At 72.0% G+C, this 21,623-nt stretch carries 24 protein-coding genes; 15 read left to right on the forward strand and 9 right to left on the reverse strand.

Going from position 1 to position 21,623, the window contains the following annotated elements; translation table 11 throughout:
* Positions 1-95: 95 nt before the first annotated feature.
* Entirely contained in the window at positions 96-755 is a 660-nt protein-coding gene (locus tag ACF06X_RS10980; protein ID WP_392286936.1) for a cysteine hydrolase, read from the forward strand.
* Here ACF06X_RS10980 and ACF06X_RS10985 read toward each other — a convergent pair.
* A complete protein-coding gene (locus ACF06X_RS10985) occupies positions 742-1,170 on the reverse strand; it encodes a Rieske (2Fe-2S) protein (protein WP_392286937.1) in 429 nt (142 codons plus the stop codon). The genes ACF06X_RS10980 and ACF06X_RS10985 overlap by 14 nt on opposite strands.
* A gap of 267 nt (positions 1,171-1,437) precedes the next feature.
* Between ACF06X_RS10985 and ACF06X_RS10990 the strand changes: the two genes are divergently transcribed.
* The 8 genes from ACF06X_RS10990 (at position 1,438) to ACF06X_RS11025 (ending at position 9,516) form a co-directional block, all read left to right on the forward strand.
* Entirely contained in the window at positions 1,438-3,435 is a 1,998-nt protein-coding gene (locus tag ACF06X_RS10990) for a calcium-binding protein (protein WP_392286938.1), read from the forward strand.
* A 57-nt stretch (positions 3,436-3,492) separates the two neighbouring features.
* Entirely contained in the window at positions 3,493-4,338 is an 846-nt protein-coding gene (locus tag ACF06X_RS10995; protein ID WP_392286939.1) for a HipA family kinase, read from the forward strand.
* Complete coding sequence (locus ACF06X_RS11000; RefSeq protein WP_392286940.1) at positions 4,335-4,718, forward strand: DUF3037 domain-containing protein; 384 nt, start codon at positions 4,335-4,337, stop codon at positions 4,716-4,718. Before ACF06X_RS10995 ends, ACF06X_RS11000 begins: the two co-directional genes overlap by 4 nt.
* A gap of 166 nt (positions 4,719-4,884) precedes the next feature.
* Positions 4,885-5,646, forward strand: coding sequence for a 3-oxoacyl-ACP reductase FabG (gene fabG, locus ACF06X_RS11005; RefSeq protein ID WP_392286941.1), 762 nt, complete (start codon positions 4,885-4,887; stop codon positions 5,644-5,646).
* A 32-nt stretch (positions 5,647-5,678) separates the two neighbouring features.
* Complete coding sequence (locus ACF06X_RS11010) at positions 5,679-6,446, forward strand: SDR family oxidoreductase (RefSeq protein WP_392286942.1); 768 nt, start codon at positions 5,679-5,681, stop codon at positions 6,444-6,446.
* Between the two features lie 148 nt (positions 6,447-6,594).
* The gene (locus tag ACF06X_RS11015) at positions 6,595-8,172 is read left to right on the forward strand and encodes an ABC transporter substrate-binding protein (RefSeq protein ID WP_392286943.1); all 1,578 of its coding nucleotides are present in this window, start codon (positions 6,595-6,597) and stop codon (positions 8,170-8,172) included.
* Positions 8,173-8,253: 81 nt separating this feature from the next.
* Positions 8,254-8,937, forward strand: a complete 684-nt coding sequence (gene ung, locus ACF06X_RS11020; RefSeq protein ID WP_392286944.1) for a uracil-DNA glycosylase — start codon at positions 8,254-8,256, stop codon at positions 8,935-8,937.
* 105 nt (positions 8,938-9,042) lie between these two features.
* On the forward strand, positions 9,043-9,516 hold the full coding sequence (locus ACF06X_RS11025; protein ID WP_392286945.1) for a hypothetical protein: 474 nt from the start codon (positions 9,043-9,045) through the stop codon (positions 9,514-9,516).
* A 37-nt stretch (positions 9,517-9,553) separates the two neighbouring features.
* On the opposite strand, the gene ACF06X_RS11030 is transcribed toward ACF06X_RS11025, so the two are convergent.
* Complete coding sequence (locus tag ACF06X_RS11030) at positions 9,554-10,039, reverse strand: hypothetical protein (protein WP_392286946.1); 486 nt, start codon at positions 10,037-10,039, stop codon at positions 9,554-9,556.
* Positions 10,040-10,117: 78 nt separating this feature from the next.
* The gene (locus ACF06X_RS11035; protein ID WP_392286947.1) at positions 10,118-10,822 is read right to left on the reverse strand and encodes a TetR/AcrR family transcriptional regulator; all 705 of its coding nucleotides are present in this window, start codon (positions 10,820-10,822) and stop codon (positions 10,118-10,120) included.
* An 81-nt stretch (positions 10,823-10,903) separates the two neighbouring features.
* Between ACF06X_RS11035 and ACF06X_RS11040 the strand changes: the two genes are divergently transcribed.
* Together ACF06X_RS11040 and ACF06X_RS11045 are read left to right on the forward strand one after the other, a co-directional pair.
* A complete protein-coding gene (locus ACF06X_RS11040) occupies positions 10,904-12,091 on the forward strand; it encodes an FAD-dependent monooxygenase (RefSeq protein ID WP_392286948.1) in 1,188 nt (395 codons plus the stop codon).
* 38 nt (positions 12,092-12,129) lie between these two features.
* Positions 12,130-13,035 (forward strand): Gfo/Idh/MocA family protein, encoded by a 906-nt coding sequence (locus ACF06X_RS11045; RefSeq protein ID WP_392286949.1) that lies wholly within the window; start codon positions 12,130-12,132, stop codon positions 13,033-13,035.
* On the opposite strand, the gene lnt is transcribed toward ACF06X_RS11045, so the two are convergent.
* The gene (gene lnt / locus ACF06X_RS11050) at positions 12,959-14,809 is read right to left on the reverse strand and encodes an apolipoprotein N-acyltransferase (protein WP_392286950.1); all 1,851 of its coding nucleotides are present in this window, start codon (positions 14,807-14,809) and stop codon (positions 12,959-12,961) included. The two genes, ACF06X_RS11045 and lnt, sit on opposite strands and share 77 nt — an antisense overlap.
* Positions 14,810-14,850: 41 nt before the next feature.
* On the reverse strand, positions 14,851-15,282 hold the full coding sequence (locus ACF06X_RS11055) for a nuclear transport factor 2 family protein (protein ID WP_392286951.1): 432 nt from the start codon (positions 15,280-15,282) through the stop codon (positions 14,851-14,853).
* Positions 15,283-15,365: 83 nt separating this feature from the next.
* On the opposite strand from ACF06X_RS11055, the gene ACF06X_RS11060 reads away from it, so the two are divergent.
* Entirely contained in the window at positions 15,366-15,965 is a 600-nt protein-coding gene (locus ACF06X_RS11060) for a flavin reductase family protein (protein ID WP_392286952.1), read from the forward strand.
* 50 nt (positions 15,966-16,015) lie between these two features.
* Here the strand turns inward: ACF06X_RS11060 and ACF06X_RS11065 are convergent, their stop codons facing one another.
* The 3 genes from ACF06X_RS11065 to ACF06X_RS11075 all read right to left on the reverse strand — a co-directional run bounded on the left by ACF06X_RS11065 (position 16,016) and on the right by ACF06X_RS11075 (position 17,848).
* Positions 16,016-16,231, reverse strand: a complete 216-nt coding sequence (locus tag ACF06X_RS11065) for a hypothetical protein (protein ID WP_137990668.1) — start codon at positions 16,229-16,231, stop codon at positions 16,016-16,018.
* A gap of 82 nt (positions 16,232-16,313) precedes the next feature.
* The gene (locus ACF06X_RS11070; RefSeq protein ID WP_392286953.1) at positions 16,314-17,189 is read right to left on the reverse strand and encodes an undecaprenyl-diphosphate phosphatase; all 876 of its coding nucleotides are present in this window, start codon (positions 17,187-17,189) and stop codon (positions 16,314-16,316) included.
* Between the two features lie 197 nt (positions 17,190-17,386).
* The gene (locus ACF06X_RS11075; protein ID WP_392286954.1) at positions 17,387-17,848 is read right to left on the reverse strand and encodes a winged helix-turn-helix transcriptional regulator; all 462 of its coding nucleotides are present in this window, start codon (positions 17,846-17,848) and stop codon (positions 17,387-17,389) included.
* 118 nt (positions 17,849-17,966) lie between these two features.
* Between ACF06X_RS11075 and ACF06X_RS11080 the strand changes: the two genes are divergently transcribed.
* Positions 17,967-19,136, forward strand: a complete 1,170-nt coding sequence (locus ACF06X_RS11080; RefSeq protein ID WP_392286955.1) for a thiolase family protein — start codon at positions 17,967-17,969, stop codon at positions 19,134-19,136.
* Positions 19,137-19,234: 98 nt separating this feature from the next.
* Here ACF06X_RS11080 and ACF06X_RS11085 read toward each other — a convergent pair whose 3' ends face one another.
* On the reverse strand, positions 19,235-20,065 hold the full coding sequence (locus tag ACF06X_RS11085; RefSeq protein ID WP_392286956.1) for a TVP38/TMEM64 family protein: 831 nt from the start codon (positions 20,063-20,065) through the stop codon (positions 19,235-19,237).
* Positions 20,066-20,195: 130 nt separating this feature from the next.
* Between ACF06X_RS11085 and ACF06X_RS11090 the strand changes: the two genes are divergently transcribed.
* On the forward strand, positions 20,196-20,321 hold the full coding sequence (locus ACF06X_RS11090) for a hypothetical protein (RefSeq protein WP_392286957.1): 126 nt from the start codon (positions 20,196-20,198) through the stop codon (positions 20,319-20,321).
* Between the two features lie 97 nt (positions 20,322-20,418).
* Positions 20,419-21,588, forward strand: a complete 1,170-nt coding sequence (gene tuf / locus ACF06X_RS11095; RefSeq protein ID WP_392286958.1) for an elongation factor Tu — start codon at positions 20,419-20,421, stop codon at positions 21,586-21,588.
* The last annotated feature ends 35 nt before the right edge of the window (positions 21,589-21,623 follow it).

The following is a 21,623-nucleotide window of genomic DNA, read 5'->3' on the forward strand; positions in this document are numbered from 1 at the left end:
TCAGGAATCATGAGGGCTCTTCCCTCCTGGGACAAGGGTGGCCGACCCCGCCCGGAGGGTCAGCGGGTGGGGGGATGGTGGAGGGGGATGAGGGCATGACCACGACGAGTCGGCCGGGGCGGCTTCAGGAACTGATCGACCCGGTCGGTACGGTGCTGCTCACCGTCGAGTGCCAGGAGGGGGTCGTCGGTCGCGACAGCGCCCTGCCCGAGCTGGCCGCCGCGGCCCGGGCCTCCGGCGCCCTGCGTAACGTCGCCCGGCTGGTCGCGGCCGCGCACGAGGCCGATGTGCAGGTGCTGCACGCGGTCGCCGAGCGGCGGCCGGACGGGCGCGGTGCCAACAGCAACGCCCGGCTGTTCCGGGCCGCCGCCCGGCTTCCCGTACAGCAGCACAGCGGCAGCGCGGCGGTACGGATCGCCGCGCCCATCGAGGTCGCCGGCCAGGACCTCGTCGTACGGCGCCTGCACGGCCTGTCGCCGCTCGCCGGGACCGACGTGGACCCGCTGCTGCGCAACCTCGGCTGCCGCACCCTCGTCGTCACCGGCGTCTCGGCCAACATCGCCGTCCCGAACGCGGTCTTCGACGCGGTCAACCTCGGCTACACCGTGGTCGTGCCGAGCGACGCCATCGCGGGAGTGCCCGCGGACTACACCCCCGCGATGATCCGTCACACGCTCGCGCTCGTCTCGACCGTCACCACCACCGAGGAGGTGCTCGGCTGCTGGAAGAGCCCGCAGCGCGTCACGCGAGCGTGATCGCGTCCCCGTCGACCTGGATGGGGGTGGGCGGCAGGGGAGTGGTGGCGGGGCCGCCCTTCACGCTGCCGTCCGACGCGTCGAAGAGGCTCTGGTGACAGGGGCAGGTGATGACCCCGTCGCTGACGCCGCTGACGGCGCAGCCCTGGTGGGTGCACTTGGACGAGAAGGCCTTGAACTGGCCGGCCGTCGGCTGCGTGATCACCACGCCCTGGTCGGCGAGCACCTTGCCGCCGCCGACCGGGATGTCCGCGGTCCTGGCGAGGGGCGCGCCCGCTTCCTCGGCCGCCGGTGCCGAACCGCCGCCGCTGCCTCCCGCCTTGCCGTCCGGCCCGCCGCCACAGGCGGCGAGAACCGCCACCAGACCCGCGCCGCCCGCCGCCGAGACCACCGTCCGGCGTGCCACTTCACTCATACCGCTCCCCTTGAGGTTCCGGTCGCGTCGATCCGACCACTGTGTCAGGGGGAAGTACGGGCGGGTGGCGCGAAACGTTCAGAACGAGAGCGGTTACTTCTCCGGGGCCGGGCCCGGAGGACGGACGGCGATCGCGTGATCACCCCTGAGAGTGGAAGCCGAGGTCCAGTGGGCGCAGCGCGGCGCGGCCGTGACGCGGCCGGTGGCGGTGCCCCCGAAACTGTCGCCGCCAGGAAACTGACGGACCGACAGACGGAGTGATCGCGCATGCCCCTGTTCTCCTCATCGCGCCGGGCCGGGCGCATCGGCACGGTGAGCGCCGTCGGCCTGGCGCTCGTACTGAGCCTGCCCGGAGTGGCGGCGGCCGCCCCCGGCGACCTGGATCCCACCTTCGGTGGCGACGGCAGGGTCACCACCGACGTCGGCGGCTACTCGGCCGTCGACGGCATGGCCGTCCAGCCCGACGGCAAGATCGTCACGATCGGCTACGGCTACTCCAACGAGACCTCCGGCGACTACACGCTGGTGCGCTACAACCCGGACGGCAGCCTGGACCCGACGTTCGGCGGCGACGGCATCGTCACCACCGACTTCGAGCAGCGGAACGACGAGGCGCGGGCCCTGGCCCTGCAGTCCGACGGCAAGATCGTCGCGGTCGGTGGCTCCACCGACTGGGGCGGCAACGGCTCGTGGTCCGCGGCCCGCTACCACCCCGACGGCACCCTGGACACCAGCTTCGGGGACGGCGGAAGGGTTCTCACCCAGACCAACCTCGAGGCCATCGGGACCGCCGAGGCCGTATCGGTGCAGCCCGACGGCAGGATCGTCCTCGGCGGATCGGCCATCGGCATCTGGACGATGGCGCGCTACAACGCCAACGGCACCCTGGACCCGACGTTCGGCGGTGACGGCATCGTCACCACCGACTTCTCGACCGACTGCTGCGACTTCGTCCGCGACGTGGCGCTGCAGTCCGACGGCAAGATCGTCGCCGCCGGGTACGCCAACTACAGCACCGGCGGCTTCACGCTGGTGCGCTACAACGCCGACGGCAGCCTGGACACCGGGTTCGACGGCGACGGCCTGCTGACCACGGGCTTCGGATCCGGCGTCGAGGGCGTGGTGTTGCAGTCCGACGGCAAGATCGTCGCCGCGGGCAGCGCCTTCAACGCCTTCGCGGTGGCGCGGTTCCATCCGAACGGCTCCTTCGACGCGACCTTCGGCGAGAACGGCCGCGTGACCACGTCCTTCGGCACCGGGACCGCCGCCGCGCACGACGTGGTGCTGCAGTCCGACGGCAGGATCGTCGCCGCCGGTGTCTACGAGGGTGACTTCGCGCTGACGCGCTACAACACCGGCGGCACCCTGGACACGTCCTTCGGCGGCGACGGCCGCGTGACCACCGACTTCGGCGGTCCCGACGACCAGGCCAACGCGGTGGTGCTGCAGTCCGACGGCAAGATCGTCGCCGGCGGCCTGGCCGGCACCGAGAGCAGCTTCGAGTCCGAGCGCGCCCTCGCCCGCTACCTGGGCGGCGGGGGCGTCGAGCCGCCGCCCGGCGTTGACCTGTCGGTCACCAAGACCGGGCCCACCACCCTCAGCATCGGCGACCAGGCCACGTACACGGTCCGTGTGACCAACAACAGCACCACCACGGCCGCCACCGGGGTCGTCCTCTCCGACAGCGTCACCGGCGGTTCCGGCACCATCCTGTCGGCCACGCCCAGCCAGGGCAGCCCCTGCACGCGGAACGCCAACACGGCGGACTGCGCCCTCGGCACGATCCCCGCGGGCGGATCGGCCACGGTCACGCTGGTCGTCGAACCCCGCACCACCGGCACCATGACGGACCGCGCGACGGTGAGGGCGACCGAGGCCGACCCGGTGGCGGGCAACAACACCGCCACGGCCGCCACCACGGTGAACAACGCCCGCGGCTGCACGATCATCGGCAGGAGCACCATGGAGACCCTCTACGGCACCTCCGGCAACGACGTGATCTGCGCGCTCAGCGGCAACGACACGGTCTACGCGGGCAGCGGCAACGACACGGTCCACGCCGGCGCCGGCAACGACACCGTCTACGGCGGCTACGGCACCGACCGGCTGATCGGCCAGTCCGGCAGCGACCGCCTCCACGGCGAGGCGTACAACGACACCGTCGACACCCGGGACGGCGTCAGCGGCAACGACTCGGCGTACGGCGGCTCCGGCTCCGACACCTGCCTCACCGACTCCGGCGACCTCCGCGACAGCTGCCCGTAAGCCCTCCGTGCCCGCCGGGGGAGGGGCCCCGGCGGAAACTCCGGATAGCCTCGGAACATGCTTACAGAGGTGACAGCGACCCGCTACGTCACGCCCTTGCGTGAGGGCGGGTCGCTCCCCGGGATCGTCGAGGCCGACGATCTCGGGACGTACGTCATGAAGTTCACCGGCGCGGGGCAAGGCCGCAAGACCCTGGTCGCCGAGGTGATCTGCGGGCAGCTCGCCCGGCGGCTCGGGCTGCGGGTGCCCGAGCTGGTCACCATTCAGCTCGATCCCGTCATCGGGCTCTCCGAGCCCGACCAGGAGGTCCAGGAGCTGCTCAAGGCGAGCGGTGGCCTCAACCTCGGGATGGACTATCTGCCCGGCTCGCTGGGGTTCGACCCGCTCGCCTACGAGGTGGACCCCGAGGAGGCGGGGAAGGTCGTCTGGTTCGACGCGGTGATCAACAACGTCGACCGGTCCTGGCGCAATCCCAACATGCTGGTCTGGCACGGCGACCTGTGGCTGATCGACCACGGCGCGACCATGATCTGGCACCACAACTGGCCGGGCGTCCACGCGTCCGCGGCCAAGCCGTACGACGCCTCCGACCACGCCCTCGCCCCCTTCGGGCCCGATGTCGCCTCCGCCGCCGCCGAGTTGGCGCCGCTGGTGACACGGGAGCTGCTCGACGAGGTCGCCGCCGACGTGCCCGACGAGTGGCTGGTCGACGAGCCCGGCTTCGAGACGACCGACGCGCTGCGCGGCGCCTATGTGGAGGCGCTGCTCTCGCGCGCCGCGACGATCCACGAACGGATCACCCTGGGGCCGCGCGTCGAGCGCGAGCCCGCGCGGCCGCCCGGCTGGCTCGCCGACCGCCTCGCCCCCCGGCCGCACTCCGCCCAGAAGGACCGCACCGCGTGACCGACCGTGACGTCTTCGAGTACGCGCTCCTGCGCGTCGTGCCGCGCGTCGAGCGCGGCGAGTTCTTCAACGCGGGCGTGGTGGTCTACTGCCGGGCGAAGTCCTTCGTCGCCGCCCGCACCCATCTGGACGAGGCCAAGCTGAAGGCGCTCGACCCGGCCGCTGACGTGGTCGGGGTACGGGCCGCGCTCAGGGCCGTCGAGGGCGTCTGCCTCGGCGGCGAGGACGCCGGACAGGCGGCCAAGGACGACGCCGGACGGCGTTTTCGCTGGCTGATCGCGCCCCGCTCCACGGTCGTCCAGCCCGGCCCGGTGCACACCGGTCTCACCGCGGATCCGGAGGCCGAGGTCGAAAGGCTGCTCGATCTGCTGGTGCGCTGAGCCCGGCCCTCGCGGCGCGGAGTGATCGGGTGCACCCGGTGGGCCGTTGACACCGGGTGCCAGGGCTTCTAGCGTCTCGTCTGCTGAGGTACTAAGCGGTCGCTCATGTGCGGGACGTACCGTGTGGGCCGCATCCAGGGATGATCCAAGGGCGAGGAGAACCAGCATGTCCACCACCGAGCAGCGCGTAGCCGTCGTCACCGGCGCGGCGCGGGGCATTGGCGCCGCGACCGCGGTACGGCTGGCCGCGGAGGGCCGCGCCGTCGCCGTACTCGACCTCGACGAGGCTGCCTGCAAGGACACCGTCGAGAAGATCACCAACGCCGGCGGCACCGCCATCGCCGTCGGCTGCGACGTCTCCGACAGCGCCCAGGTGGAGGCCGCGGTCGCCCGCGTCGCCACCGAGCTCGGCGCTCCGACGATCCTCGTCAACAACGCGGGCGTGCTCCGCGACAACCTGCTCTTCAAGATGACCGAGTCCGACTGGGACACGGTCATGAACGTGCACCTCAAGGGCGCCTTCCTGATGGCCAAGGCCTGCCAGAAGCACATGGTCGACGCGGGCTTCGGCCGGATCGTCTCGCTCTCCTCGTCCTCGGCGCTCGGCAACCGCGGCCAGGCCAACTACTCCGCCGTCAAGGCGGGCCTCCAGGGCTTCACCAAGACGCTCGCCAAGGAGCTGGGCAAGTTCGGCATCACCGCCAACGCCGTCGCCCCGGGCTTCATCGTCACCGAGATGACCGCGCAGACCGCCGAGCGGGTCGGCATGGGCTTCGAGGACTTCCAGGCCGCGGCCGCCTCCATGATCCCGGTCCAGCGGGTCGGCAAGCCGGAGGACATCGCCAACGCCATCGCCTTCTTCACGGGCGACGACGCCGGCTTCGTCTCCGGGCAGGTCCTGTACGTGGCCGGCGGCCCGCTCAACTGACGCGCGAGCGGACAACGAAGGAGGAGGCGTACATGAGCACGCAGGAACCGCCCGAGCTGTCGGGCAAGGTCGCTCTGGTCACCGGCGCCAGCCGGGGCATCGGCTACGGCATCGCCGAGGCGCTCGTCGCCCGCGGCGACCGGGTCTGCATCACCGGGCGCGGCGAGGAGGCCCTCAAGGAGGCCGTCGAGCGGCTCGGCTCCGACCGGGTCATCGGCGTGGCCGGCAAGGCCCACGACGAGGCCCACCAGGCCGCCGCGGTCGAAGCGACGATGGAGGCTTTCGGCCGGGTCGACTTCCTGGTGAACAACGCCGGGACGAACCCCGTCTTCGGGCCGATCGCGGAACTCGACCTGAATGTCGCCCGCAAGGTCTACGAGACCAATGTGATCTCCGCGCTCGGTTTCGCCCAGCAGACCTGGCGGGCCTGGCAGAAGGAGCACGGCGGCGCGATCGTGAACATCGCCTCGGTCGCGGGCATCTCCGCCTCGCCGTTCATCGGCGCGTACGGGATGAGCAAGGCCGCCATGGTCAACCTGACCCTTCAGCTGGCGCACGAATTCGCGCCGCTGGTCCGGGTCAACGCCATCGCTCCGGCGGTCGTGAAGACCAAGTTCGCCCAGGCGCTCTACGAGGGCCGGGAGGCGGAGGCGGCGGCCGCGTACCCGCTCGGCCGGCTCGGTGTCCCGGAGGACATCGGCGGGGCGGCGGCCTTCCTCACCTCGGGCCAGTCGGACTGGATCACGGGCCAGACCCTCGTGGTCGACGGGGGGATTTTCCTCAACGCCGGTGTCGGGTGACCGATATCCGGACACTTTCCTGAATTCCTGACCGGTTTGCACCCGGTTATACGCCGATTGTGCCAAGTGCCCCGCCAGGGTCGAACATTGACCTGGCGGGGCGCTGCGGTATGGTCGGCCGACCCATGGCTGAACGAGGAGCGTGCACGTGTTCAACCGGACCAGTCTGCAGGCCGCTGCAGCCCTTGCGTCCATATCCCTGGTGTCCGGATGTGGCGTGTTTTCGGACGCCGAATCCGCTGGGGAGCAGAGAATCGTCGTCGGCACGACGAGTTCTCCCACCACGCTCGATCCGGCAGCCGCTTGGGACAATTCCTGGGAGCTGTTCCGAAATGTCTTCCAGACGCTGGTGAGTTTCCCGACGGGAAGCACCACCCCCCAGTCGGACGCCGCCGACTGCAAATTCAAGGACACCTCCAGCCGGGTCTTCGAGTGCCGGCTCGTCGAAGGTCTGCAATTCTCGAACGGGCACAAGCTGGACGCCAAGGCCGTCCAGTACTCCATCGAGCGCATTCGGAAGATCGATGTCGACGGCGGCCCCAACGGCATGCTGGGCTCCCTCGACACGATCGAGACCGTCGGCGACCGCACGGTCGTCTTCCGGCTGAACAAGCCCGACGCCACCTTCCCGTTCGTCCTCGCCACCCCCGCCATGTCGCTCGTGGACCCGGCCGAGTACCCGGCCGACAAGCTCCGCGAGGACGGCAAGCTCGTCGGCTCCGGCCCCTACGTCCTCGACGAGTACACCGAGGGCGAGAAGGCCGAGCTGTCGAAGAACCCCAGCTACAAGGGGTTCGCCGACCGCAAGAACGGCGGCGTGACCATCCGGTACTTCAAGGAGTCCGAGCCGATGGTCACCGCGCTCAAGGACAAGGAGATCGACGCCACCTACCGCGGTCTCACCGCCGAGGAGGTCGTCGACCTCCAGGCGGACAAGGAGGAGAACAAGGGCCTCCAGCTCATCGAGTCCACCGGCGCCGACATCCGCTACCTCGTCTTCAACGCCGAGGACTCCTCCGTCGCCAAGTCGGCCGTCCGCAAGGCCGTCGCCCAGGTCGTCGACCGAGAGGCACTCGTCGCCAAGGTGTACCAGGGCACGGCGGAGCCGCTGTACTCGATGGTCCCCAAGGGCATCGCCGGCCACACCACCGAGTTCTTCGACCGCTTCGGCGCGCCCGACGCCGGCAAGGCCCGCGAGATCCTGCGCGACGCGGGGATCACCGAACCCGTCGAGCTGACCTTCTGGTTCACCACCGACCGGTACGGCTCGGCCACCGCTCTGGAGTTCGCCGAGCTCAAGCGGCAGCTGGAAGCGTCGGGACTCTTCAAGATCACCCTGCGCGGCAAGCCGTGGAAGGAGTTCCAGGCCGGCTACCAGAAGGGTCAGTACCCGGTCTTCGGCCGAGGCTGGTTCCCCGACTTCCCGGACGCCGACAACTTCGTCGCCCCCTTCGTCGGCAAGCAGAACGTGCTGGGCACGCCGTACGTGCGTCCCGAGATCACCGACCAGCTGCTCCCGAAGTCCCGGCGCGAGAGCGACCGCGGCGCGGCCACCGACGAGTTCGAGAAGGCCCAGGAACTCATGGTGCAGGACGTCCGGCTCCTCCCCCTGTGGCAGGGCAAGCTCTACATCGCGGCCAGCGAGGACATCGGCGGTGGCGAGCGCGCCCTCGACCCGCAGACCGTCATGCAGATGTGGGAGCTCAACCGCAGGGCCAGCTGGTAGGAGAGCTGGGCTGCTCGGTTGTCAGTGGCCCCCGGTAGGTTCTGTGATCGTACGAACGAAGGCCTACCGGAGGTTGTTGACGTGACCGACACCGACATGCTGCCCGAATCCTGGCGCGGCGTCCTCGGCGACGAGCTGCAGAAGCCGTACTTCAAGCAGCTCACCGAGTTCGTCGAGGAGGAGCGGGCCAAGGGGCCGGTGTACCCGCCGCGTGAGGAGGTCTTCGCCGCCCTCGCGGCGACCCCGTACGACAAGGTGAAGGTCCTGGTCCTCGGCCAGGACCCGTACCACGGCGAGGGGCAGGGGCACGGCCTCTGCTTCTCCGTGCGGCCGGGCGTCAAGACCCCGCCCTCCCTCCGCAACATCTACAAGGAGATGCACGAGGAGCTCGGGCACCCGGTGCCGGACAACGGCTATCTGATGCCATGGGCCGAGCAGGGCGTCCTGCTGCTCAACGCGGTCCTCACCGTCCGCGCCGGTGAGGCCAACTCCCACAAGGGGAAGGGCTGGGAGAAGTTCACCGACGCCGTGATCAGCGCGGTGGCCTCGCGGCCGGACCCGGCGGTCTTCGTGCTGTGGGGGAACTACGCGCAGAAGAAGCTCCCCCTCATCGACGAGGAGCGCCACGTCGTGGTGAAGGGCGCGCACCCCTCGCCGCTGTCGGCGAAGAAGTTCTTCGGATCCCGCCCCTTCACGCAGATCGACGCGGCGATCGCCGCCCAGGGCCACGAGCCGATCGACTGGCGCATCCCGAACCTCGGCTGAGCCCGCCCGGCTGACAGGACCGGGGCGCCGCCCGAGCCTGTGCCGGATCGGCGGTCGCTGCGGCTAGCGTCGGCTCTCTGGACGACAGAGCGCGTGGAGGCCGCAGTGACCGAGCAGCAGCAGGTGTCGGACGACGGCGTCATGACCCGGATCGGGCAGGCGATGATGCTCCTCCACGGAGGGGACCGCGAAGAGGCGCGCAACCGCTTCGGGGAGCTGTGGGAGCAGATCGGCCCGGACGGAGACCCCCTGCACCGCTGCACGCTCGCGCACTGCATGGCCGACGTGCAGGACGACCCGGACGCCGAGCTGGCCTGGGACCTGCGGGCCCTGCTGGCGGCCGAGGGGCTGGACGAGGAGCGGGTCGCCGCGCACGACTCGTCGGTCGCGCTGCGGGCCCTGTACCCCTCGCTCCATCTCAACCTGGCCGCCGACTACGTGAAGCTGCAGCGGCCCGACGCGGCGCGGACCCATCTGGACCGGGCCCGCGCGGCGTCGGACGCGCTGGAGCACGACGGGTACGGCAACGGAGTGCGCGCCGCGATCGAACGCCTGGAGGTACGGCTCCGGGCGCGCTGACACCGAGCCCCCCGGGACCTCGGCGTCGGCGCGGGGCTCACTTCTTGTACGTACCCCGGCAGATCTTCGCCTGGTCGCTGTCGCGGCCCCACCCTCCGTACCGCTCGCCCAGGTCGCAGGCGTCGGCCCGATCGCGTGGTGGTTCGGCCCATGCAGGCGGCTCGGTGCCGGGACCGCGCCGGTGCCCGGGTGGAAGGGACGACGGCCGCTCCTCGGCCGCCCGCGCGTCGCCCTTGCCCCGCGCCTTCCCCTTGGCGCCCTGCTGCTTCTGCTGCTTCTGATCCCGCTCCTCCTGCTCCGTCGTGACGCGGGGCGACGGCGGAGGGGGATCGGGCAGCGCCGCTTCGAGCGCCTCGCGGGCCGGGCCCTCCATGATCTGCGGTGCCACGTCCTGGGTGGGGCGGCTGACCTCGTTGGGGTACGTGGGGGCCGCCGGAGGCGCCGTCTCCACCGACACGCAGCCGGAGAGCGTGGCGACCGCCACCCCGACCAGCATCTTCACTGTGGTTCTCGTTCCATGCACCCGCGCAACTCTGCTGCGCCGCCGGTGATCTTCGCGCCCCTACCGGCGGGGAATGCCCCGCACGGGTGATGCCCGTGATCAGGGTGACAGCCGGCCCGTCCCCGTGCCGAGCATGCCGCGCAGCAACTCCGCGACCCCCGTACGCAGTTCGGGGAGGCTCGGTACGGAGGCGTGGAACGAGCCCGCCGCACAGGAGAACATCAGGCCCTCGGACCAGGCGATCAGCGAGAGCGCGTGACGCTCGGGGGCCGGGGAGCCGGCGTCCGCCATCATCGCGATCAGGGGGTCGCGGAACGCCGCACCCGCCGCGTCGAAGAAGGTGCGCAGTTCGGGGCGGCGGGTGGCTTCCAGAGCGAGTTCGTAGCGCGATACGAGCAGCGCCCGGTGGTCGGTGAGGTACCGGTGCAGGGCCAGGGCGAGGGCGTCCGCCAGGGCTCCGGCGCCGCTGTCGGGGCCCGGCATCTCGTCGGGGGTGAGGACGCGGGACTCCAGCTCGACCTGGCGCCGGACCGCCGTCTCGAGGAGGGCCTGGCGGGTGCGGGCGTGGTTGGAGGTCGACCCCTGCGGCAGCCCCGCCCGCTCGTCCACGGCCCGGTGCGTGAGGCCGCGCATCCCGCGCTCGACGAGGAGGTCCAGCGCGGCGTCGCCGATCCGCTCGGCCCGGGAGGCGGCCGGAGTGGCCGTGGCCGCCGGGGTGGCCGGGGTGGCCGGGGTGGCCGGGGTGACGGTGCCGGTCGGGGCGGCCGCGCCGGAGGAGGCCGGTTCAGGGGTGCGTGCGCTCATGGGGACAACCTACTACCCAGCCGACTACACCTGTAGTACGGTCGACGTGTCACTACAGATGTAGTCGCCGAGGGAGCAGTCATGGACCAGCACCGTGCCGTCGTCGTCGGAGCCGGAATCGGCGGACTCACCGCCGCCGTCGCCCTCCACCAGCGCGGCTGGGACGTGACCGTCCTGGAGCGCGCCACCGCCCTCACCCCGGTCGGAGCCGGCATCGGCCTCGCCCCCAACTCCCAGCGCGCCCTCGACGTCATCGGTCTCGGCGACCGCGTCCGCGAGCTGTCCGCCTGGCAGGGGGACGGCGGCATGCGCGCCCCCGACGGCCGCTGGCTCGCCCGTACCAGCGCCAAGGCGGCCGCCGCCCGCTTCGGCGGACCGCTCGTGCTGCTGCACCGCGCCACCCTCGTCGACCTGCTCACCTCCGCCCTCCCCACCGGGGTCGTACGGACCGGCGTGACCGCCTCCCTCGTCGACCCCGGCGACGACCGGCGGCCCGCCGTCGTCGCCACCCCCGACGGGGAGATCGAGGCCGCACTCGTCCTCGGCGCGGACGGCGTCCGCTCCACGGTCCGCCGGGCCCTGTTCCCCGACCATCCCGGCCCGCGCTACTCAGGCTTCACCACCTGGCGCGTCGTCGTCCCCGCCCCCGACCGGCCCTTCGCCCCGCACGAGACCTGGGGAGCCGGCCGCCTCTGGGGCACCCAGCCCCTCAAGGACGGCAGGATCTACGCCTACGCGATGGCCGCCGCCCCCGCCGGCGCCCACGCCCCCGACGACGAGAAGGCCGAACTCCTGCGCCTCTTCGGCGACTGGCACCACCCGGTCCCCGACATCCTCGCCGCCACCGACCCGGCCGGCGTCCTGCGCCACGACGTCCACCACATGCCGCAGCCCCTGCCCGCCTTCCACCGCGGCCGGGTCGCCCTGCTCGGCGACGCCGCCCACGCCATGCAGCCCACCCTCGGCCAGGGCGGCAACCAGGCCATCGAGGACGCCGTCGTCCTCGCCCACCACGCCGACCGGGAACCGCTGCCGAGCCGCGCGCTCGCCGCGTACACCGCCGACCGGCTCCCGCGGACCACGGCGATCGTCCGCAAGGCGGCCCTGACCGGCCGGCTCACGCTCCTCTCCACCCGCCCCGCCGTCGCCCTGCGCGACGCCCTCATCGCCGCCGTCTCCCGCTTCGGCCCCGGTCTCGTCCTGCGCGGCTTCGACGGCATCGCCGACTGGCGGCCCCCCACGGCCGCCGAACGCCCCCGCGTAAGCTGACCAGCCGAGCAGGGCGGACGTAGAGCGAAGGAGACCCCGTGAAGGTTGGCTGCATCGGACTCGGCGACATCGCGCAGAAGGCCTATCTCCCCGTCCTCGCCGCCCTTCCCGGCGTCGAACTCCACCTGCAGACGCGCACGCGGGCCACTCTCGACCGGATCGCCGAGACTCACCACGTGCCCGCCGCGCGGCGCCACGGCGACCTCGACTCGCTGCTCTCCGCAGGCCTCGACGCCGCCTTCGTGCACGCGCCGACCGCCGCCCACGCCGAGATCACCACCCGGCTCCTCGAAGCGGGCGTGCCGACCTACGTCGACAAGCCGCTCGCCTACGAGTACGCCGAGTCCGAGCGGCTCGTGGAGCTTTCGGAGGAGCGCGGGGTGAGCCTGGCCGTCGGCTTCAACCGCCGCCTGGCGCCGGGGTACGCCCAGTGCCTGGAGCACCCCCGCGACCTGATCCTCATGCAGAAGAACCGGATCGGGCTCCCCGAGGACCCCCGCACCCTCGTCCTGGACGACTTCATCCACGTCGTGGACACCCTGCGCTTCCTGCTGCCGGGAGAGGTCGAGCACACGGATGTACGGGCGCGGATCCGCGACGGCCTCATGCACCACGTCGTGCTCCAGCTCTCCGGCGACGGTTTCACCGCCATCGGCATCATGAACCGGATGAACGGCTCCACCGAGGAGATCCTGGAGGTCTCCGGCCGGGACACCAAGCGCCAGGTCCTCAACCTGGCGGACGTCGTGGACCACAAGGGACAGCCGACCGTCCGGCGGCGCGGCGACTGGGTACCGGTCGCCCGCCAGCGCGGCATCGAGCAGGCGGTCCTCGCCTTCCTCGACGCCGTACGGGCCGGCCGGCGGCTCAGCGCGAGGGACGCGCTGAGGACCCACGAGCTCTGCGAGCGCGTGGTGCGCGAGGCCCTGACCCAGGCCTCCTGAGCGCCCCCATGCCCTCGGCGGCGCACAGCGCCGCCAGGACGGTCAGGGCGCCGTACAACGGCCAGTCGCCGTACCGGACATAGCCCGTGGTCCCGTCGGCGAGCGGCAGCTCGTAGACGCTCGTCGCGCTTCGGTCGGTACCGAGCGGTGTCCCGATCCGCGTGCCGTCCGGGCCGTACACCGCGCTGACGCCGGTCAGCGTCGCGTGCACCACCGGACGGCCGGACTCCGCCGCGCGCAGCGCGGCCAACGAGGCGTGCTGCGCGGGCGCCCAACTGTCCTGGAAGGTCGAGGTCGCCGACTGGGCGATCACCAGATCGGCGCCGTCCCGGACCAGCCGCCGGGTCATGTCGGGGAACGCCGACTCGAAGCAGACCAGCGGTCCGATCCGCAGTTCGGGGGCGCCGGCCTCGGCCGGCAGGCTCATCACCACCGGCTGAGAGCCCCGCCGCCGGTCCTCGCTCGCCGCCTTGCCGACCGACGTCACCCAGCCCAGGACCGTGCGCGCCGGGACGTACTCGCCGAACGGCACCAGCCGCATCTTGTCGTACCGGTCTCCCGTCGGCCCCCGCTCCCCGATCAGCACACTGCTCTTGAAGATGCCCGGCCGGTCGGAGCGGCGGGCGTCCACATTCACCAGGATCGGCGCGTCGACCGTGCGCGCGAGGGCGGTCAGCCGGGCGGTGAGATCCGGGCGGGCCGTCAGATCGGAGCCGACACTGCTCTCGCCCCAGACGACCAGGTCCAGGTCCTGGCCGGCGAGGCCGCGCGTCAGCTGCTCACCACGGGCGAACCTCCGGTCCGCGCCGCCCGGTCCGTCGAAGATCCCGGGCTGGACGACGGCGATCCGGGCCGTCCCCTGCTCACGCGGGGCCCCCACCCCCCACCAGACGACGCCCACGGTGAGCGCGCCCACCACGACCCCGACCAGCGCGGCGAGCCGTACGGCCGCCGTCGACACCACAAGGAGGGCCAGGGCCGTGTTGACCGCCACCACCAGCAGGCTCACCAGCCACACCCCGCCGACGGAGGCGAGCCGCAGCACCGGCGGCACCTGCCACTGACTGGCGCCGAGGAGACCCCAGGGACCGCCCAAGCCCTCCCAGGAGCGGACGAGTTCGACGAGCAGCCAGCCGGAGGGGACGACGAGGAGCGCGGCGACGGCGCGCGCACCGGAGGGCCCGTCGCCGAGCATCGCCCGTACCAGCCACCCCCAGGGCACCCACAACAGCCCGAGCAGCCCTGCCAGGAGGAAGATGAAGACGTGCAGGCTCGGCATCAGCCAGTGGTGCACGGCCAGCATGAAGCCGAGGCCGCCGAGCCACCCTTCGAGGGCGGCCCGGCGGGCGGTCGGGGCGCTGCGGAGCAGCAGCATCCAGGGGACGAGGGCGACGTAGGCGAACCACCAGAGGGCGGGGGTGGGGAAGGCCAGCGCGGGCAGCGCGCCCGCGACGACGGCGAGCACGGCGCGGGCGCCGGGCCGAAACGCGGGCGTTGGGGCGGGTGTGGCGGCGGCCTCGGGACCGGGACCGCGTGCGGCGGCGGCCTCGGGATCGGGACCGGGCGGGCCGGCGGCCTCAGGACTGGGACTGGGTGCGGCGGCGGCCTCGGGATCGGGACCGGGCGTGGTGGCGGCGGCCTGGGGGCCCGGGCTCGGTTCAGCGCCGGTGCCCGGCTCGTGGCCGGTACGGGAGCCCGTACCGGCGCGCGGGCCGGTGGCCGTGCCGGTGGCCGCGCCCGTGGTCGTGCCGCGTCGGCCGAACGGAAACCGCATTCCGCGCCTCCAGGTGTCGCCTCCAGTGTGCGCGCGGTCGCCTACGAGCGGCGCCATTTCTCCCGTACGACGACGGACCGGAGCCGCCAGCCGGCGTCGGTGCGCACCGCCGCGAAGCTGTACCGCCCGCCGCAGACGAAGTCCTCGCCCGACTCGAACCGCATCGGGTTCACATAGTCGGCGCGCACGTCGGCGCTGTCGCCCGGGTACCCGCCGTGGAGGGTCACCCGCCGGTTGACGATGAGGTGCTGGCGTACGGGGAAGAGCCGCATCGTCTCCGCCAGCCAGTCGGCGACCTCGGCCACCGGTCCCTCGGTGCCGCCGGAGCCGCTGTAGTCGGCCCTGCCGTCATGGGTGAAGAGCGCGCGGTAGGCCGCCCAGTCGGAGTCGTCCACGGCCACCGCGTACCCGGTGACAAGGTCGTCGATGGCCATCCGGTCCATCACGGTCGCGAGATCCACGCGCTGCGTCATCGGCTCAGTGTCGGGCAGACAGTGGCCGGGGGCCAAGAGCCGTGCGGGCGGGGCGCCGTCGTTCACCGGTCATACTTTTGGCCATGCGCATCGACTTCGATCCCGACCACAGCGACCGGAACACCTTCTACCGGCTGCTCACCGCCACCGTCGTCCCCCGGCCGATCGCCTGGATCTCCACGACCTCGGCCGACGGGACCGACAACCTCGCCCCGCACTCCTTCTTCACCATCTCGTCGGTGACTCCGCCGGTGGTGCAGTTCACCTCGGTCGGCCGCAAGGACTCGCTGCGCAACATCGAGGACACGGGGGCGTTCGTGGTGAACCTGGCGCCCGAGCCGCTGTTCGAGCGGATCAACGCGACGGCGACGGACTTCCCGCGCGGCATAGGGGAGTTCGACGCGTGCGGGGTGGAGCGCGAGCCGAGTCTGCGGGTGAAGCCGCCGCGGGTGGCGGCCTCCCCCGTGGCGCTCGAGTGCGAGCTGCACAGCACCCTGCGGATCGGCGACTCGACCGTCGTCTTCGGACGCGTCGTGCACGCGGCGGTGGACGAGTCCGTGATGGTCGACGGCCATCCCGAGATCACCCGGATGCGGCCGCTCACCCGGCTCGGCCGGAACGAGTGGGGGACGCTGGGCGGCATCCGCGAGCTGGCCCGCGTCCCCTACGTCCCCGAGGCCTGAGCCGAGAGCCTGCGCCGAGCGCCTGGGCGGAGGGACCGCGGGCGGCCCCCCTAGGCGGCCTCCCAGCGGTGCGGCCGGCCGCCCCGCCACTCCACCAGATGGGGGTCGTCGAGGATCATGTCGGCGTCCTCGAGACCGGCACGGCGCAGGAACTCGACGAGGTCGGTGTCGTTGTGCGCGAGGCCCACGATCTGTCCGCGGACGGTGACGCGCCGCCCGCCGCCGGGGGAGGGGCGGTGGACGACGATGGGTGCTTGCCAGGCCATGGTTCCAGGGTGCGACGACCGCCGGTGTCCCGCCTGCCGGCCGCGGGACGGGCTCTGTCGCAGAGTCCGTCCGCGGTACGGATCAGTGGCCGGACTCGCCCGCGTGGGGGCTGAGGGTGTCGGTGCCGACGAGGACGAAGAGGACGATGCCGAGCACGATCCGGTAGATCACGAACGGCATGAAGCTCTTGGTCGTGATGAACTTCATGAACCAGGCGATCACGGCGTATCCGACACCGAAGGCGATGATCGTGGCGAAGATCGTCGGCCCCCAGGACACGTGCCCGCCCTCGCCGGCGTCCTTCAGCTCGAAGAGGCCCGAGGCGAGGACGGCGGGGATGGCGAGCAGGAACGAGTACCGGGCCGCCGCCTCGCGGGTGTAGCCCATCAGCAGTCCGCCGGAGATCGTCGCGCCGGAGCGGGAGACGCCCGGGATCAGGGCCATCGCCTGGCAGAAGCCGAAGATGAGGCCGTCCTTCACACCGAGGTCCTTGAGCGTCTTGCGCTCGCGGATGGCGCGGTGCCGGCCGCCGATCTCGTCGCGGGCCGCCAGGCGGTCCGCGACGCCGAGGACGATGCCCATCACGATGAGGGTCGTGGCGATCAGCCGCAGATCACGGAAGGGACCCTCGATCTGGTCCTTGAGCGTGACGCCGAGGACGCCGATCGGGATCGATCCGACGATGACCAGCCAGCCCATCTGGGCGTCGTGGTCGGACCGCATCGACTTGTCGCGCAGGGAGCGGAACCAGGCGGAGACGATCCGCGCGATGTCCTTGCGGAAGTAGATCAGGACGGCGGTCTCCGTACCGATCTGGGTGATCGCGGTGAAGGCCGCGCCCGGGTCGTGCCAGCCCGCGAAGGCGGCCGTGAGGCGGAGATGAGCGCTGGAGGAGATGGGAAGGAACTCCGTCAGCCCCTGGACGAGTCCGAGGATGAATGATTCGAACCAACTCATGGGGCTAGGGCCGTCCCGAATGTGCTCGTGCGGTCAGAAAGGGTCAGAAAGGGCTCACGACGAAAGGCGGTCGGATCGGAGATCCACCGCCGTTCGTTTCGCAGCGTACCGTCCCCGGGTGACGGCCCCGTTCTCAGGTCTCTACGGCCCTCGGCTCTCGACGGTCATTAGCTACGGCCCTCGGCTCTCGACGGCCCTCAGCTCTCCACGGGCCCCGTCCTCGTCCAGCCGGGCGCCCGCACGTGCGGGGTCAGGCTGGCGGTGTCGGCCTCGTCGCCGCAGCAGGCGCACACGACCCGGGGGCTGAGCACCTCGCCGCAGCTGTGCTCCAGGAGCACCGGGCGGTTCGCCGGGTTCACGTGGCGGTCGCCCCAGGCCATCAGCGTCAGCAGGACGGGCTGCAACTCCTCGCCGGCCGTGGTGGCCCGGTACTCGTACCGCCGTGGCCGCTCGCTGTACGGCACCTTCTCGAGGATTCCGGCCTCCACCAGCCGCTTCAGCCGCGTGGTGAGGATGTCACGGGGGGCTCCGGTGTTGCGGGCGATCCGGTCGAAGCGGCGCACACCGAGCGAGATCTCGCGCAGCACGAGCAGCGAGTACTTCTCGCCGACGAGGGCGAGGGTGTCGGCGATCGAGCAGGGACGGGGGGCGGCCTTCATGGGGCCAGCCTAAGGGAGACGGACGAGTGAGGGTTTGAAATTCAAACTCACTGGGCTATGTTACTGGCACGTGTTGGTCCAGTTCTCCCACTCACCAGGTGATCGAGGAGCCGTCATCATGCGCGACGCCGTCATCGTCGAAGCGGTCCGCACACCCATCGGCCGGGGCAAGACAACCGGCGCCCTGTCCGAGGTCCACCCCGTCGCTCTGCTCTCCCACACGCTCGGCGCCCTCGTCGAGCGCGGCGGCGTCGACCCCGCACTCGTCGACGACGTGATCGGCGGCACCGTCGACCAGGTCGGCGAGCAGGCCATGAACACCACGCGGTACGCGTGGCTGGGCGCCGGCCTCCCGGAGTCCGTCCCCGCCACCACCGTCGACCGGCAGTGCGGCTCCTCGCAGCAGGCCGTGCACTTCGCCGCCCAGGGTGTCCTCTCGGGCGCGTACGACATCGCCGTCGCCTGCGGAGTCGAGTCGATGAGCCGCGTCCCGATGTGGTCGAACGTGCCGCCGGGCGCCGACCCGTTCGGCCCCGGGGTGGCCGAGCGGTACCCCGAGGGCCTGGTGCCGCAGGGCATCAGCGCGGAGCTGATCGCCGCCAAGTGGTCCCTCGGACGCGAGGCCATGGACGAGTTCGCCGCCGCCTCGCACGCCAAGGCGGCCCGCGCCTGGGAGGCCGGGCTCTTCGACACCGAGGTCGTCCCCTTCGGGGACGTCCGGCGCGACGAGTCGGTACGGCCCTCGACCACGACCGAGATCCTGGCCGGGCTGCGGCCCGCCTTCCAGGACCCCGTCTTCGCCGAGCGCTTCCCGCAGATCGACTGGTCGGTGACGGCGGGCAACAGCAGCCCGACCAACGACGGCGCCGCCGCCGTCCTCGTCATGGCGGCGGACACCGCCCGACGGCTCGGGCTGCGCCCGCTCGCCCGACTGCACAGCTTCGCGGTGACCGGCTCCGACCCGCTGCTGATGCTCACCGGCGTCATCCCCGCGACCGAGAAGGTGTTGCGGCGGGCGGGACTCGACCTCGGCGACATCGATCTCTTCGAGGTCAACGAGGCCTTCGCGAGCGTGGTGCTCGCCTGGCAGCAGGAGACCGGCGCCGACCCGGCCAAGGTCAACGTCCACGGCGGGGCGATCGCCCTCGGCCACCCCCTGGGCGCCAGCGGCGCCCGCCTGACGACCACGCTGGTCCACGCCCTGCGCGCCCGCGGCGGCCGCTACGGGCTCCAGGTCATGTGCGAGGCGGGCGGACTGGCGAACGCGATGATCGTCGAGGCGCTCTGACGCGCTCTGAGGCGCTCTGAGAGGGTCGGGCCCGTGCCCGGGCGGCGCCGGCGGCCCTGGCGGCGTCGCTCGCCGCCGCTCGCGCTTCGGGCGGCGGCCTATGCCTTCCGCGCCGGCCCGGCACCCACGCCCGCCGGCGCCCGCTCGGCCCCGGCAGCAGGCCCGATCGCGGCGTCGACCGCGACCTCGGCCGCGGCCTCGGACCCGACCTCGGCCCCGGACGGGCTCGCCGAGCGCAGACTGTGGCGTTTGCGCCAGGCGACGGTCGCCGCGGTGAGGCCGGAGACGACGATGAACCCCATCGAGATCAGGAACGCGGGCGAGGTCGGCGAACCGGCCTCGCTGCCCGCGATCACGTAGGCGGCCGTGTTCGGGATCGACCCGATCCCGGTCGCGAGGAGAAAGGGCGCGTATCCCATACGGGAGACCGCCGCGCAGTAGTTGGCGGCGGCGAACGGCGCCCCCGGAAAGAGCCGGATCGCCAGCATGGAACGGAAGCCGTGCCGGCTCAGCTGGCCGTCCGCCGCCTTCAGCCAGCGGCCCCGCAGGAGCGGCCGCAGCGCGTCCTGCCCGAGAACCCGCCCGAGGGTGAACGAGATCCCCGCCCCCAGAACCGTCCCGGCCACCGCGGACACCAGCCCCGCCTGCGTCCCGAAGAGCGCGCCCGCCGCCAGGTTCAGGATCGGCCGGGGCACGAACGCGGCCGTGCACAGCCCGTACGCGAGTCCGAACAGCACCACCGCGCCCGCGCCGCTCATCTGCGGCGGCCACCCCGCCGCGAGCAGCCGCTGGGGCTCGTACAGCACGACCGTCGTCGCCGCGCTCAGGAGCACCACGGCGAGCAGGGAGAGCCGCGACCAGGGCGAGAGCAGCGCCCGGGAGCAGCGAAGAGCGAAGGAGCCCGGCGGCCGGGTGACGGGGTCGAGCATCCGGGGAGACTAACCGACAACCACAGGTGATCGCCGTCATGTCCGTCATCCGCCGTACCTCTGCCGTACCTCTGACGCACGCCGCGAAAATCGTTCGACGCCGGTGTCCCGCCACGCCATGATCGTGGGCATGTTCCGGTACGCCTTCCTCGCAGCACGGCCCGCAGTCGCGGCCGCGCCGAAGGCTGCCGTCGTTCTCTCCGCGCTCGGCCTTGCCGCGCTCTGCGCCGTCGCACTCGACGGCGCCCGAAGCTGACCCTCCCCGGATCGTCCGGCGGACCCCGCAGGGGGAGGGTCGGTTCGGCCCCGGGGTCCCGCCTCACGCTTCGAGCTCAAGGAATGAGCGAAGAACCATGCCCAAGACGGCATACGTGCGTACCAAGCCGCACCTGAACATCGGCACCATGGGCCACGTCGACCACGGCAAGACCACCCTGACCGCCGCCATCACCAAGGTCCTCAGCGAGCGCGGGACCGGCACCTTCGTGCCCTTCGACCGGATCGACCGCGCCCCCGAGGAGGCCCAACGCGGCATCACCATCAACATCGCGCACGTGGAGTACGAGACCGACACCCGTCACTACGCCCATGTCGACATGCCCGGCCACGCCGACTACGTCAAGAACATGGTCACCGGCGCGGCCCAGCTCGACGGGGCGATCCTCGTGGTCTCCGCGCTCGACGGGATCATGCCGCAGACCGCCGAGCACGTCCTGCTCGCCCGTCAGGTCGGCGTCGACCACATCGTGGTGGCGCTCAACAAGGCCGACGCCGGGGACGACGAGCTGACCGACCTCGTCGAGCTCGAGGTACGGGAGCTCCTCACCGCCCACGGCTACGGCGGCGACACCGTCCCCGTCGTGCGGGTCTCCGGCCTCAGGGCCCTGGAGGGCGACCCGCGCTGGACGGGCGCGATCGAGGCGCTGCTCGACGCGGTGGACACCTATGTGCCCATGCCCGTGCGGTATGTGGAGGCGCCGTTCCTGATGTCCGTCGAGAACGTCCTCACCATCACCGGCCGCGGCACGGTCGTCACCGGTGCGATCGAGCGCGGCACGGTGAAGGTCGGCGACCGCGTGGAGGTCCTCGGTGCCGACGCCGAGACGGTCGTCACCGGTGTCGAGACCTTCGGCAAGCCCATGGAGTCCGCCGAGGCGGGGGACAACGTGGCCCTGCTGCTGCGCGGGGTCGCGCGGGACGCCGTACGCCGCGGCCATGTCGTGGCCGCGCCGGGCAGCGTCGTGCCGAGCCGGCGGTTCACCGCCCAGGTGTACGTCCTGTCGGGGAAGGAGGGAGGCCGCACCACCCCGGTCTCCACCGGCTACCGGCCGCAGTTCTACATCCGGACGGCGGACGTCGTCGGCGATGTCGACCTCGGCGAGGCGGCGGTCGCGCGCCCCGGTGAGACGGTCACCATGACCGTCGAACTCGGCCGGGACGTTCCGCTGGAGGCGGGGCTCGGCTTCGCGATCCGCGAGGGCGGCCGTACGGTCGGCGCCGGCACGGTCACCACCGTCGGCTGACGGAGGCCCGCATTCCGCACGCTGCGGGATGCGGG

Origin of the sequence: Streptomyces sp. NPDC015346 (assembly GCF_043078785.1) — a bacterium.
Taxonomy (GTDB): Bacteria; Actinomycetota; Actinomycetes; order Streptomycetales; family Streptomycetaceae; genus Streptomyces.